The organism is Aquimarina penaris, assembly GCF_040786285.1.
Taxonomy (GTDB): Bacteria; Bacteroidota; Bacteroidia; order Flavobacteriales; family Flavobacteriaceae; genus Aquimarina.
In genome coordinates this window covers 311098-324448 of sequence record NZ_JBFMKQ010000005.1, presented here as the reverse complement: position 1 = coordinate 324448, position 13351 = coordinate 311098, and the positions used below count along the sequence as shown (strand labels likewise).

The window sequence follows — 13351 nt, the reverse complement described above, 5'->3', positions numbered from 1 at the left end:
AACCTATAATAACAAAAGACCACACTTAAATCTTAATATGAAAACACCTAATTTTGTACATAACAAAAAAACCAGAGAAGCTAGCTTCTCTGGTTTAATATAAATTATTTTAAAACTGTCAACCTATTTTAGGACGACTCATATACTACTTAAATCTTCTTTACTCGAACTGCATTCATTCCTTTCATCCCTTTCTCAAGTTCAAAACTAACCTTGTCATTTTCCTTTACATCATCAATTAGTCCATTAACGTGTACAAAATAACGTTCACCATCTTCATCATCATTAATAAACCCATACCCTTTAGAATCGTTAAAAAATGCAACTTTTCCTTTTCTTATAGGGTCAAATTCTACTTTCTCTCTTTTTGGAACGCCAATTTCAATATTTTCTGCTTTAATCTTTTTCTTTGGGTCTGGCGGTGTATCAGTACGAAAACCATTTTCGTCAACATAAGCTATCATGCTATCCAACCCTTCACCTTTGTTTGAATTGGCAAGACGTTCTGCTTTCTTTTTTTGTTTTTCTTCTCTCTTTTTTAATTTCTTTTTCTCTTTTTCAATCTTACTAAATGTTTGTTGTGATTTTGCCATTCGCTTTTCCGCTATTTTTTTATTAAACCTAATTTAACCTTTTAGATAAAGGTCTTGTCATCGAAATACTAAACAAATAATTGGAAAATGACAATTTCTAAGATTGATTTACCGAATAATTAACTCAGTCGTTGCAATAACTAATTTCAATATATACAAAACTAATATAAATGTATATCGAAATCTTTACAAAGGTACGTGTTCCATTCCAATTTTGAAAAACTCTTTAGTTAATTAATCATTATACAATAAATATGCTGGTAAATCAACTAAATCCGTAATTTCGCATACATAAAATTCAGATGCACATAGTTGCCCTAAATATATTTTGAATGAAAATCAATGCTGCAGATACCCATCATCGTCATTTTATGATATACAAGCCTTATGGATATTTAAGCCAGTTTGTAAATAATGGCCAAAAGCAAAATTCTAAGAAATTATTGGGTGAATTATATGATTTTCCTAATGGTACGATGGCTATTGGACGATTAGATGAAAAATCTGAAGGATTATTGTTACTAACCACAGATGGTAAGACCAGTAATCATATTTGTAGCAATGGTATAGAAAAAGAATATTACGCACAAGTAGATGGTGATATCACTAATGAGGCAATCAAAAAAATACAACAAGGTGTTGAGATTGGTTTTGATGGAAAGAAATACACTACTATTCCATGTAAAGCGTATATTCTAAAAACCCCACCTCAATTTCCCGAAAGATCCAGAAAAATAAGAGATGATAGACATGGTCCTACTCGATGGGTGTCTATCACATTAAAAGAAGGAAAATTTAGACAAGTACGAAAAATGACATCGGCTGTTGGTTATCCAACACTTCGTCTAATACGGGTAAGAGTTGGTCATATTCACTTAGATAATTTGAAAGTCGGAGAGACACTAGAACTAGATGATATCTCGGCAGGAGAAAACAAAAGTTCTGGAAACTAATGATTCCCAAAACTTCTGTATTTATGAGGTATTAAATCTTAGTTTTTTATCTTTCTTTTTTCTTGTTCTTAGTGACTTTTTTACCAGCTTTCTTAGCTTGTTTCGCATTACCATTAACTATTTTACTCTTTTTATTACCATTGGTACGTTTTACTGCAGAAGCTCTTTTTATAGTTCCATCTGCCTTTTTAACGCCAACCGATCTTTTCTTAGTTCCACTAGGTTTGTTTACTCCACCGGCTCTATATTTATCCCCATCTGCCTGCTTAACACCTACTCCTCTTTTCTTAGTACCATTAGCTTTATTCACTCCGGCTGCCCTCTTCTTTGTACCATCAGCTTTATTCACTCCAGCGGCCCTGTATTTATCGCCATCTGCCTGGTTTACACCGACTGCTTTTTTAACATTTCCATCGTTGTCTTTTTTAGCGACAGAGAGTTTTTTATTTCCTTGGGTATCTTTAGCTTTAACCACTCGTACTTCTTCTCCTTTAGCATTACTAACCACTTTGGCACTTCGCTCTTGTGCATAGCCAGTAATTGTTATTCCTAAAATCAATACTACCCTAAAAAATTTATTCGTTTTCATAATATGGTTTTTAATGTTACTACATCTCTAAGACCATAAAAGTTTGAAAAGGTTTAAAATAAAGTTAAAATTAGAATACTGATCATTCAAAAATAAGTGCAATTTTGTCGGCTAACATATTGAGTTGAGAGCGTAATATTCTTTGATTTATCGTAATAGACAACGTAATCTTAGAGAATGACTTAGTAGGAAATGAAAAACTAAGAAATACTTTCGGATTCTTTGAGTTTGCAAACCAATTTTTCACTTGACTCTCTGTATATTGATCTGTTTTATGTTCATCGGTATCTTCAATAATTACTCCCTGAACATAGTCTGCCTTAGGGTCAAAAGCGATAATAGGAATACCTTGTTCTTGTATTAATTGTTCAACAATCTTATCCAATGTTGGAAGTACCTCATTTAATTTATCTTCAAACGGGATGCTGGCTTCTTTAAAGTAATTAGAAATATAATGTGGATTATTTTCTACATCTGGAGGCATAGCTACGCTAATGGTCATCCCAGAAGAAAAATATATTTGAAAATATGTTGATCTTCTACCTGCTCCTGCTTCTCCACTCATACTGTACTATTCATTAAGTAATCTCTGAAATTCCTCGAGATATTGACCTACATGATATCCATCTGCCAATCCATGATGCACATTAATGGACACGGGTAAGTTTAATTTGCCATTTTCTTTAGTGTATTTGCCAAAGGAAATTTTGGGAACACTATCTACAAACTGAAAATGCCGGGCATGTGTTATCCCAGTAAAGTTATACCATGGTATTGATGAGTAATGAATAGTATCAACACGTTTGGCATTATCTGTATGGCGCAAACCTGTACTATTGGTAACCTCTTCGATCTCTTTTTTAGCTTCTGAAACAAACGTTTCAAAATCTTTATTAAATTCCATAAATGAAAAACCAAAGGTATGATCTTCTCTACCTATAGTTGGTGATGCATGAATTTCATCATATACAAATATTTGATCATCTTCTATACGATATCTAAAAGCTTCAACAGCATTAGCGGCTTGTAATGATTTATGCAAGTAAAACAGAAAATAAGGATAACCCAGATCTTTAATCTTTTGATATCCCTTTGAAAAATCAACCGTACTGGTAATTCCAAAAAAAGGTTCATCAAAACTTCCAAAAAACTCAAAATGCTCTTTTCTGTTCCAAGTTGTAAGATCTAATTGGGTTCGCATTACAATACTTCTAAAAGTTCTATCGCTTTCGAAAATTTTCTAAAATTTGGATGATCAATCTCTCCATTAACTACTTCATGAGCCCAAGTGGTATGAAAAGGGATATGAAAGGCATGGGCTCCAATATTAAGAACGGGTAAAACATCTGATTTTAACGAGTTACCTACCATAAGAAACTCTTCTTTGGCAATATCAAGATGTTTTACAAGCTTACTATATTGCTTTTCTGTTTTATCAGACACAATTTCAATATGGTGAAAGTATTTTTCTAACCCTGACTTAATGAGTTTACGTTCTTGATCGAGTAAATCTCCTTTGGTAGCCATCACTAAACGATATCTTTGGGATAATTCGTTTAATGTTTCGTCAATACCATCTATCAATTCAATCGGTTCCTGAAGCATCTGCTTACCTTTTTCGATGAGCTTTTGCACTAAATCAATCTTCATGTTACCGTTAGAAATACTGATTGCCGCTTCAATTAAAGAAAGTGTAAATGGTTTAATACCGTACCCATATATAGGTAAATTCTTCATTTCTACATCAAAAAGAAGCGTATTAGCCTCATTTTTCGGCATAAAGTCTTCTAAAAGCTCGCAAAACTCATCTTCTGCTTTTCTAAAGAAGGTTTCATTTACCCATAGCGTATCATCTGCATCAAATGCGATAACCTTGATCTTTTTTAATGGCATTTATACTAGTTTTTGAGTCTGCAAGTTGTTGAGTATTTGAGAACGTTTTAACTGTACCAACACCTCACCTCTCGCAACGAAGCGTCCTCTAGCACTCACTCACAAATTACTATCTAACTAACTTCTTATATTTAATACGTTTTGGCATTAAATCACCACCCAAACGTTTCTTCTTATTTTCTTCATAGTCAGAGAAACTCCCTTCAAAGAAATACACTTGTGAGTCTCCTTCGAACGCCAAGATGTGCGTACAAATACGATCCAGGAACCAGCGGTCGTGAGAGATCACTACTGCGCATCCTGCAAAATTCTCGAGACCTTCTTCTAGAGCTCTTAACGTATTGACATCTAGATCATTAGTTGGCTCATCTAAAAGTAATACATTACCTTCTTCTTTAAGAGTCATGGCCAGGTGTAAACGGTTTCGTTCACCTCCAGAAAGTGTAGATACCTTTTTGTTTTGTTCGCTTCCTCCAAAATTAAAACGACTTAGATATGCTCTAGAATTAACTTCTTTACCTCCCATCATCACCAAATCTTGCTCATCGCTAAAGTTTTGCCAAATAGACTTATCTGGGTCTATATTAGAATGTGCCTGGTCAACGTAAGCGATTTTGGCTGTTTCTCCAACAGAAAAACTTCCCTTATCCGGAGTTTCTTCTCCCATAATCATTTTAAAGATTGTAGTTTTTCCTGCTCCATTAGGACCAATAATCCCTACAATTCCAGCTTGAGGAAGGTTAAAGTTAAGATCTTCATACAGAAGCTTATCTCCATAGGCTTTGCTAATCCCCGATGCTTCCAATACATTAGTACCCAGACGTGGTCCGTTTGGAATATAAATTTCTAATTTTTCGTCAAGCTGTTTTTGATCCTGACTCATTAGTTTATCATAATTCTTTAAACGTGCTTTTTGTTTAGTTTGCCTTCCTTTGGCTCCTTGGCGCACCCATTCTAACTCTCGTTCTAAAGTTTTTTGACGTTTAGAGGCTGATTTGCTTTCTTGTGCTAATCGCTTAGATTTTTGGTCCAACCAAGAAGAATAGTTTCCTTTCCAAGGGATCCCTTCTCCTCTATCCAACTCTAGAATCCAACCCGCAACATTATCTAAGAAATATCTATCGTGCGTTACAGCAATAACAGTTCCTTTGTATTGTGCCAAATGATGCTCTAACCAGTGTACAGATTCTGCATCTAAATGGTTAGTGGGCTCATCTAATAGTAATACATCCGGCTCCTGTAATAAAAGACGGCATAACGCTACTCTTCTACGCTCACCTCCCGATAATACTCCGATTTTTTTATCCGAATCAGGTGTTCTAAGCGCATCCATTGCTATTTCTAGTTTGGTATCTAACTCCCAAGCATTACTTGCGTCAATCTGATCCTGTAAGGTTGCCTGCTTGTCCATAAGCTTCTGCATTTTATCAGCATCGCTATACACCTCTTCCAGACCAAACATATCATTGATCTTATTGTATTCATCCAAAATAGCAACAGTCTCTGCTACCCCTTCTTTAACAACTTCTAATACTGTTTTTTCTGGATCCAATTGCGGTTCTTGTTCTAAAAAACCTACAGAATATCCGGGTGCAAATACAACATCACCCTGGTAGTTTTTATCTATTCCTGCTATGATTTTAAGCAGAGTAGATTTACCAGAACCATTGAGACCAAGGATTCCTATTTTAGCTCCATAGAAAAAGCTTAAATAAATGTTTTTAAGCACTGGAGTATTAGCACTTTTGTATGTTTTGCTAACTCCAGACATTGAAAAGATAACTTTTTTATCATCAGACATAAGCCCCTATATTATTATTTTAAAGATATTCTTAATTATAAAGAGATTATACTCTTCCTTTTAAAGCATTAAATACCCATGCATTTGCTAGAAACCCTAATCCAACAGCAGCAAATCCCCAACCTGAAACATCTCTATACCTAAATGCTCCTAAAGCGATCAGTCCTAATCCTGCAAGGATCATTATAAATGTAGCCCAAGCCAACACAGTATTTTTATTCATTCCCATAAATTGTTATTTAGTACGGTTAGTTATGTTTTTAAACATAATCGAATGCAAATATCGGCATTTTATCACCAAAAAATAGGATTTTACAGAGTTCTTAAGATGCAAAAATAGCTTATCAATTGTTTTACAGTTATTTAAAAATTAACTTTTCGTTAAAAAACAGATATGCCTATGCAAATTGACTTTGTTTTTTAAGCCTAAAATAATCTCAAATACCTCTCGATAGACTAATGCCCCATCAAAATAAACAACTAATAAACTAATAATCAAATTATTAAACAATAAATAAAACAATATTTTGAAAACATATTCAGATCAGCGTTTAAAATAGATTCTTATCATTCAAAAAACTGTGTGTTTTTTGTATTTTCGTGCAAACAATACACACAATCACACACAAATGGATATAAACTTCAATAAAAACGAAGATCATAATAAACTCTTAGTATCTGAATTGAAGCAGAAACTAGCAAAAGTTAGATTAGGAGGAGGCGAAAAGCGAATTGAAAAACTTCATGCCAAAGGTAAAATGACTGCCAGGGAGCGTATTGCTTACTTATTAGATAAAGATTCAAAATCTATCGAAATTGGTGCATTTGCAGGTGAGGATATGTATAAAGAACATGGCGGTTGTCCTAGTGGTGGGGTCGTTGTGAAAATTGGTTATGTAAGTGGCAAGCAATGTATTGTTGTAGCCAATGATGCTACTGTAAAGGCCGGAGCCTGGTTTCCTATTACTGGAAAAAAGAATCTAAGGGCGCAGGAATTATCTATCGAAAACAAATTACCTATCATCTATCTGGTTGATAGTGCGGGAGTATATCTGCCTATGCAAGATGAAATTTTTCCGGATAAAGAGCACTTTGGAAGAATATTTCGTAATAATGCTGTAATGAGTAGCATGGGAATTACTCAAATATCTGCGGTAATGGGTAGTTGTGTAGCTGGCGGGGCTTACTTACCCATCATGAGCGATGAGGCCTTAATTGTTGATAAAACAGGAAGTATTTTTCTGGCAGGAAGCTACCTTGTAAAAGCTGCTATTGGTGAAACTATTGATAATGAAACTTTAGGTGGAGCAACCACACATTGTGAAATATCAGGAGTTACAGATTATAAGGCCAAAGATGATGCAGATGCATTAGACACTATCAAAAATATCATGTCAAAAATTGGTGATTTTGACAAGGCAGGATTTAATCGTGTTAAGTCTGTTAAACCCAAAGATAATCCTCAAGAAATATATGGCATATTACCAAAAGCCAGGAACGAACAATACGACATGATGGAAATCATTAGCCGTATGGTTGATGGTTCTGATTTTGAAGAATATAAAGCCGGTTATGGGCAAAGTATTATTACCGGATATGCTCGCATTGATGGTTGGGCAGTTGGTATTGTTGCCAATCAACGTAAAATTGTAAAAACTAAAAAAGGTGAAATGCAGTTTGGTGGAGTAATCTATTCGGATTCTGCAGATAAAGCAACCCGATTTATAGCTAATTGTAATCAAAAGAAAATACCACTTGTGTTTTTACAAGATGTAACCGGTTTTATGGTGGGCAGTAAGAGCGAACATGGCGGTATCATTAAAGATGGTGCTAAAATGGTAAATGCTGTTAGTAATAGTGTGGTACCTAAATTCACAATAGTTATAGGTAATTCGTATGGTGCGGGTAATTATGCTATGTGCGGCAAAGCGTATGATCCAAGGCTTATTTATGCATGGCCGAGTGCAGAATTAGCGGTAATGGGAGGTGCACAAGCCGCCAAAGTTTTACTACAAATAGAGACTGCATCTCTAAAGAAAAAAGGAGAAGCATTATCCGAGGAAGATGAAAAAGCATTGTACGATAAAATTAAAGCGAGATATGACCGACAAATATCGCCATATTATGCTGCTGCACGTATATGGACAGATGGCATTATTGATCCTCTAGACACTCGAAAAGTTATTTCTATGGGTATCGAAGCTGCAAACCACGCTCCTATCGAAAAGAAATTTAATTTAGGGGTAATCCAGGCTTAAAGTTGATTAGATGAGAATCTTCTATACAATTGTTATAGTTATAGGTATATGTATTAGTAGTTCATACGGGGTATTTGCACAATCAACTTCTAATGATACTAAAGAAATAGAACAAGATTTATTACTCTCAAAAGAATTCTTGCATAAAAACATAGATAGTTCTCTGTTTTATATTGATAAAGCCTTGCTCCTTTCTAAATCAATTTCTAATGATACCCTTTTGGCAAAATCACATTTGCAAAAAAGCAGTATTCTTATTTTTAAGAAAGAATTTTCTAAAGCCGATTCGCTACTCCAGAATAATTTAGAAAAAGTACTTCCGAAACATATTGAAGGGCAGACTTGGCATAATTTAGGAACGATTCAGTATTACAAACAAGATTTTGAAAAAGCCTTAAACTTATATCTTAAAGCTGTAGAAATTCTTGAAAATGCTGGTAATCGAAAATTATTGGTAAACTCATACACCAATATCGGATCTATTAATGCTAGTCTGAAATATTATGATAAAGCAGTAAATTATCTTGAAAAAGCACTTCCACTAAGTGATTTTAATGAATCTATACGATTGCAAATTTTAGTAAACTTAAGCTCTATATATTACAATCAAAAGTTGTTTAAAAAATATTTAAAAAGTGCAAGTAAAGCTGAGCAATTGGCCAAAAAACACGATTCAAAACGTGTCCTTTCGGTTATCTACAGTAATTTGTCCAATTATTACGCAGAAGAAGGAGCAGAATACAATAAAGCTATTCTATATGGTAAAAAAGCTATTAAATTCAAAAAAGAACTTAATAGTCTATATACGATAGGACTTACATACAATAACCTAGGATATTCTTATCTCAAAAAAGAAGAGTATCGTAATGCTATTATCTATCTTGATAGTGCTCTTCCGGGAGCTAAAGGACTACTAAAATCTTACATTTATAACAATCTTAAAGATTCACATATTGGTTTAAAGGATTATAAAAAAGCAATGCATTATGCAGATCTTAAAGACATCCTTAAAGACTCTATTACTAACGCACAACAAAAGGAAAAAGTAGCAGAACTAACCGAAAAATTTGAGTCTGAAAAGAAACAACAACAAATCGATATTTTAGACACCAAAAACGAACTACAGGCACTTACAATTTCTCAACAGAAATACCTTTTGATGGTTTTGTTTGCATTTGGTTTGTTATTTATAATCCTAGGCTATTTTGGATTCAAGAATTACAAAACCAAACAACAATTAGATACCGTTTTATTACAGCAAAAAGTAAGAAAAATGCAACTTAACCCTCATTTTTTGTTTAATGCATTACAAAGCATTCAAAATTTTATCTACCAAAATGATAAAGAAAAATCGAGTTCATATTTGGCTAGCTATTCTAAGTTAATACGAATGATACTAGAAAAATCAAATGATGATTTTATAAGTATCGAAGATGATAAACTTGCTTTAGAAGCCTATCTTAATTTACAACAACTAACTTATAACGACAGCTTTTCGTACACAATAGATGTTGAGGAGACTGTTGATGAGGATTTTGATAGGTTACCATCCCTTATAACCCAACCTTTTGTAGAAAATGCTGTACTTCATGGCATAAAAAATATTAACGAAGGCTGCATAAGAGTAAAATACTTTAAAAAAAATAATACATTATTTGTGTCTATTACTGATAACGGTAAAGGTTTTGGTGACGAAAAGGAAAACTCTAAAAAACTACACAAGTCCATGAGTATGGGAATTATAAAAGAGCAATTAAAAAATCTCAATAAGACATCTAAGAACTTTAACGGAAATATTGCCATTAGTTCTTCAACCACCGGCACAGAAGTACTTTTGAGTTTTACTGCGGCTTAAAAATAAAGTATCTTTACCTTATGAATGCTATATCCTGTTTTATTGTAGAAGATGACTCACAAGCACTCTCTTATGTTTCATCAATCATAAAACAATATGGGAATGTTACTATTCTTGGCAATTCTGAATCTATACATGATGCTGCAAAGCATATAAAAAAGTTTCGACCAGATTTTATCATTCTAGATGTATTTCTTACCGATGGTAATGCTTTTGAGTTTCTTGCATTATTTGATTCTATTGATTTCAAAATAATATTTACAACTTCATTTGCAAAATATGCCATTGAGGCTTTTAAATTTAGTGCATTAGATTACCTTTTAAAACCCTACACAGAACAGGAGATGGTTTCTGCACTTCAAAAAGTTGATCAAGATATTCATAAAGAGAATTATCGGCTTCAATTACAAACATTACTTCAAAATTTTTCAAATCAAACAGCATCAAAAAAACTTATTCTCAAAAATGCAGATGCCATCCACATTATTAAAACTGAAGAGATTTTATTTGCACAATCTGATAACAACTATACCACATTTTTTCTCGTATCCGGAAAAGAAATATTAGTTTCAAAGCCCTTGAAGTCATTTGAAGAAAAATTAGCCGATCTTAGTTTTTTTCGCGTTCATCAGAGTTTTTTGATTAATCTAAATTATATTACTTCATTTGATAAGCGCAATGAACAAATCATTCTTGATCAAAAACATGCAATCCCTGTTGCGCAGAGTAAAAAACAACAGTTGATTGCATATATAGAAAAACTATAAACCATAAATTCTCGTCTAAACCTCTCATTTTCTGGAAATATAAAGTCAAATTCTCATTTGCCAAAAACCCTAACATTAATAGGCTTAATTTAGTTCATAGAACTAATTTTCACACCAATTAAAAATGAGAACAACATTCACTATTATTATATCTATTTTGGTATTCATTTCTTGCGGAAGAGATAAGCAAAAAGAAGATGAACCTGGTCTATTTGATGTTATTAAAGGTGTTTCTGAGCTAAATAAAATTGCCGATGAAGCCGAAAAAATTGAAGAAGAAGGCGAAAAGCTTTTAAAAGCAACCCCTATTTCTAATACAGAGCTAAAGACTTTACTCCCCGAAAGTCTATCTGGTTATCCCAGAAAGAAATTTTCTATAGGTAATCAATTTATGGCCGATGTGGCCATGGCTGAAGCGGAATACGAAAATGAAGACGGAAACATAATTTCTCTTTCTATTATTGATGGTGCAGGAGAAACGGGAAGTGCTATGATTGCATTAAGTCGTTTAGGGTTTGCAAGAGACTTTGAAGAGCAGACCAATACTGGATACAAAAAATCGATCACCATCAATGGTTACAAGGCTATCGAAGAAGTAGAAAAAAATGAATATGACGATAGCGAAGACTCTAAAATTGATGTAATGGTGGCAAATCGATTTATCGTTTCATTAGAAGGTAGTAACGTCGCTTTACAGAAAATTAAAAAGGCGATAGATGAACTAGACCTTAAAACATTAAAACAAAAAGCTGACTAATACACAATAAAAACATACCGCACAGTCATCAAAAAAAAACTTAAAATGAAAAATATCGGCTTCAAAACACTATGCTTTGCTGTTGTAATCTTTGCTATATCGCCTATAATTGGTTATGCTCAAGAATGTAATGCTGTACTTTTTATGAAAAAAGGAGCAATTCTAGATTACACAGATTACAATAAAAATGGAAAAAAGAAAAGTACAACCAGACATGAAACTATAGAAATATCTGGAACTGATACTAATATAGAAGCCATAATTAAAGCAACGGTAAACGACACAAAAAACAAACAACCATTTAGTACACAGTATAAAGCTAATTGTAATAATGGTTTATTTAGTGTAGATATGCTTCGATTTTTTAGTTTAGATAAACTATCTGAACAAAATCAAGAAAATCTTAAACTCGAAATAGATGGGGATGTATTAGAATTTCCTACAAATAGTGATGTTGGAGATCAATTAGATGATGGGTATATAAGTATCAAACTAAACAATCAAGGATTCACATTAATCACAATGACATTTAATATCCTAAATAGAAAAATTGTTGGAGAAGAAACCATCACTACTCCTGCTGGTTCATTTAAATGTCAAAAGGTGACGTTTGATTTCAAAAGTAAATTTGGGATTATCAAAATAAATGGCAGTGGTGTAGAATGGTACCATGATAATGTAGTGGTAGTACGCTCAGAATCTTATAATAAAAAAGGAAAGTTGATAGGGTATCATGAATTGACGGGAATTAGATAATCAAAACCATAAAACCGAAAATGAAAAAAGTGCTTTGGACAATTTGTCTATCCCTTATATTAGGTAGTTGTAAAAATAATAATGAAAATCAATCTATCACTCAAACAGAAGATTCTGTGTCTAAAATTGAATCTATCGTGACAGAAACAGCCACAAATACCGAAAACAGGGAAACAAATAAACAAACAATAAAGGAATTTAATTGGAACAATATTCCCGTTACAAATCATGACATAGGCGAATTCCCATACATTACCCCTCCAAAAGGAATGGAAATAAATAAAAAAAGTAGAGAAACAGAGACATTTGAATTCTCTAAATTAGAAATGTTCGATGGTCGAACTAACTTTACTTTGGAGGGTCGAGTATCTAAGATGATCATCAAAATGGAAAACCCAAAAGAAAAATGGGGTCAATATGTATTCGACAAAAGTGTTTCTGAGTATTTAAGATCCATTGGTGCTATCTTAATCACTGACAAAAAAATTCCCAGAGAAATATTGAAAACTTTAAATGAAAGCGATAAATTCAATGTTTATAATTTCATAATGGGTGATCCCTATAATCAACCTATTCGCATGTATGCCCTTAATCAAGAGGATAAAAAAATTGGTTTTCAGGTATACTCAAATTCTGCTACTGGCGAAATAGGAGTTGTAGAAGTTAAAGATTTTGAACAAACCATAGAGAAAATTACCGCAAAAAAGATTAAAAGTGAGATTGATCAAAAAGGTTTTGTATCTCTTCAAATCAATTTTGACACAGGTAAATCAAGAATAAAAACTGATTCATACGGCCTTATAGATGAGATCACTAAAATGCTAAAAAGCAATCCAAATTTAAAGGTTAGTATCGAAGGCCATACAGATGATGTCGGCGATGATAATTCTAATCTAAGGTTGTCCAAAAACCGTGCGAGAGCAGTATTATTGGCACTAACTGATGAAGGAATTGACGAGTCTAGGTTACATAGTGAAGGTTTTGGCGAAACCAAACCCGTTGCTAATAATACTACAGAAAAGGGAAAAGCCAAAAACAGACGGGTAGAATTACATAAAATGTAATTATTTAAATAATTACAAATTCAGAAGGATTTATTAGTGAAATTCTGTAAAAGGGATCATTCTTA

At 33.2% G+C, this 13351-nt stretch carries 14 protein-coding genes; 7 read left to right on the top strand and 7 right to left on the bottom strand.

Annotation, left to right across the window (positions count from 1 at the left end; all coding sequences use genetic code 11):
- Positions 1–149: 149 nt before the first annotated feature.
- Positions 150–593 carry a cold-shock protein gene (locus ABW637_RS21070; protein ID WP_367586708.1) on the bottom strand — a complete coding sequence of 148 codons (444 nt, stop codon included), beginning with the start codon at positions 591–593 and terminating at the stop codon, positions 150–152.
- Positions 594–925: 332 nt separating this feature from the next.
- Between ABW637_RS21070 and ABW637_RS21065 the strand changes: the two genes are divergently transcribed.
- Positions 926–1546: a pseudouridine synthase gene (locus tag ABW637_RS21065; RefSeq protein WP_367586707.1), complete on the top strand. Its 621-nt coding sequence runs from the start codon at positions 926–928 to the stop codon at positions 1544–1546.
- A gap of 46 nt (positions 1547–1592) precedes the next feature.
- On the opposite strand, the gene ABW637_RS21060 is transcribed toward ABW637_RS21065, so the two are convergent.
- The 6 genes from ABW637_RS21060 to ABW637_RS21035 form a co-directional block, all read right to left on the bottom strand.
- Complete coding sequence (locus ABW637_RS21060) at positions 1593–2135, bottom strand: hypothetical protein (RefSeq protein WP_367586706.1); 543 nt, start codon at positions 2133–2135, stop codon at positions 1593–1595.
- An 82-nt stretch (positions 2136–2217) separates the two neighbouring features.
- Entirely contained in the window at positions 2218–2700 is a 483-nt protein-coding gene (locus tag ABW637_RS21055) for a hypothetical protein (RefSeq protein ID WP_367586705.1), read from the bottom strand.
- 6 nt (positions 2701–2706) lie between these two features.
- Entirely contained in the window at positions 2707–3336 is a 630-nt protein-coding gene (locus tag ABW637_RS21050) for a CatA-like O-acetyltransferase (protein ID WP_367586704.1), read from the bottom strand.
- The gene (locus ABW637_RS21045; RefSeq protein WP_367586703.1) at positions 3336–4028 is read right to left on the bottom strand and encodes an HAD family hydrolase; all 693 of its coding nucleotides are present in this window, start codon (positions 4026–4028) and stop codon (positions 3336–3338) included. The genes ABW637_RS21050 and ABW637_RS21045 overlap by 1 nt, the downstream gene beginning before the upstream one ends.
- Before the next feature lie 109 nt (positions 4029–4137).
- Positions 4138–5829 (bottom strand): energy-dependent translational throttle protein EttA, encoded by a 1692-nt coding sequence (gene ettA, locus ABW637_RS21040; RefSeq protein WP_367586702.1) that lies wholly within the window; start codon positions 5827–5829, stop codon positions 4138–4140.
- 46 nt (positions 5830–5875) lie between these two features.
- Complete coding sequence (locus ABW637_RS21035) at positions 5876–6058, bottom strand: CAL67264 family membrane protein (protein WP_201923660.1); 183 nt, start codon at positions 6056–6058, stop codon at positions 5876–5878.
- Between the two features lie 400 nt (positions 6059–6458).
- Between ABW637_RS21035 and ABW637_RS21030 the strand changes: the two genes are divergently transcribed.
- From ABW637_RS21030 to ABW637_RS21005, 6 genes are all read left to right on the top strand, one after another.
- The gene (locus tag ABW637_RS21030) at positions 6459–8087 is read left to right on the top strand and encodes an acyl-CoA carboxylase subunit beta (protein ID WP_367586701.1); all 1629 of its coding nucleotides are present in this window, start codon (positions 6459–6461) and stop codon (positions 8085–8087) included.
- A gap of 10 nt (positions 8088–8097) precedes the next feature.
- Positions 8098–9942 (top strand): tetratricopeptide repeat-containing sensor histidine kinase, encoded by a 1845-nt coding sequence (locus ABW637_RS21025; protein ID WP_367586700.1) that lies wholly within the window; start codon positions 8098–8100, stop codon positions 9940–9942.
- Between the two features lie 20 nt (positions 9943–9962).
- The gene (locus ABW637_RS21020) at positions 9963–10709 is read left to right on the top strand and encodes a LytR/AlgR family response regulator transcription factor (protein WP_367586699.1); all 747 of its coding nucleotides are present in this window, start codon (positions 9963–9965) and stop codon (positions 10707–10709) included.
- Between the two features lie 124 nt (positions 10710–10833).
- The gene (locus ABW637_RS21015; RefSeq protein ID WP_367586698.1) at positions 10834–11466 is read left to right on the top strand and encodes a hypothetical protein; all 633 of its coding nucleotides are present in this window, start codon (positions 10834–10836) and stop codon (positions 11464–11466) included.
- A 45-nt stretch (positions 11467–11511) separates the two neighbouring features.
- Positions 11512–12222 (top strand): TapB family protein, encoded by a 711-nt coding sequence (locus tag ABW637_RS21010; protein ID WP_367586697.1) that lies wholly within the window; start codon positions 11512–11514, stop codon positions 12220–12222.
- Between the two features lie 20 nt (positions 12223–12242).
- Complete coding sequence (locus ABW637_RS21005) at positions 12243–13286, top strand: OmpA family protein (RefSeq protein WP_367586696.1); 1044 nt, start codon at positions 12243–12245, stop codon at positions 13284–13286.
- Positions 13287–13351: the final 65 nt, after the last annotated feature.

Bases quoted from the DNA above. Each gene is read 5' to 3' on its own strand.
- ABW637_RS21070 (WP_367586708.1), bottom strand. From the start codon at position 593: ATGGCAAAATCACAACAAACATTTAGTAAGATTGAAAAAGAGAAAAAG.
- ABW637_RS21065 (WP_367586707.1), top strand. From the start codon at position 926: ATGAAAATCAATGCTGCAGATACCCATCATCGTCATTTTATGATATAC.
- ABW637_RS21060 (WP_367586706.1), bottom strand. From the start codon at position 2,135: ATGAAAACGAATAAATTTTTTAGGGTAGTATTGATTTTAGGAATAACA.
- ABW637_RS21055 (WP_367586705.1), bottom strand. From the start codon at position 2,700: ATGAGTGGAGAAGCAGGAGCAGGTAGAAGATCAACATATTTTCAAATA.
- ABW637_RS21050 (WP_367586704.1), bottom strand. From the start codon at position 3,336: ATGCGAACCCAATTAGATCTTACAACTTGGAACAGAAAAGAGCATTTT.
- ABW637_RS21045 (WP_367586703.1), bottom strand. From the start codon at position 4,028: ATGCCATTAAAAAAGATCAAGGTTATCGCATTTGATGCAGATGATACG.
- ettA (WP_367586702.1), bottom strand. From the start codon at position 5,829: ATGTCTGATGATAAAAAAGTTATCTTTTCAATGTCTGGAGTTAGCAAA.
- ABW637_RS21035 (WP_201923660.1), bottom strand. From the start codon at position 6,058: ATGGGAATGAATAAAAATACTGTGTTGGCTTGGGCTACATTTATAATG.
- ABW637_RS21030 (WP_367586701.1), top strand. From the start codon at position 6,459: ATGGATATAAACTTCAATAAAAACGAAGATCATAATAAACTCTTAGTA.
- ABW637_RS21025 (WP_367586700.1), top strand. From the start codon at position 8,098: ATGAGAATCTTCTATACAATTGTTATAGTTATAGGTATATGTATTAGT.
- ABW637_RS21020 (WP_367586699.1), top strand. From the start codon at position 9,963: ATGAATGCTATATCCTGTTTTATTGTAGAAGATGACTCACAAGCACTC.
- ABW637_RS21015 (WP_367586698.1), top strand. From the start codon at position 10,834: ATGAGAACAACATTCACTATTATTATATCTATTTTGGTATTCATTTCT.
- ABW637_RS21010 (WP_367586697.1), top strand. From the start codon at position 11,512: ATGAAAAATATCGGCTTCAAAACACTATGCTTTGCTGTTGTAATCTTT.
- ABW637_RS21005 (WP_367586696.1), top strand. From the start codon at position 12,243: ATGAAAAAAGTGCTTTGGACAATTTGTCTATCCCTTATATTAGGTAGT.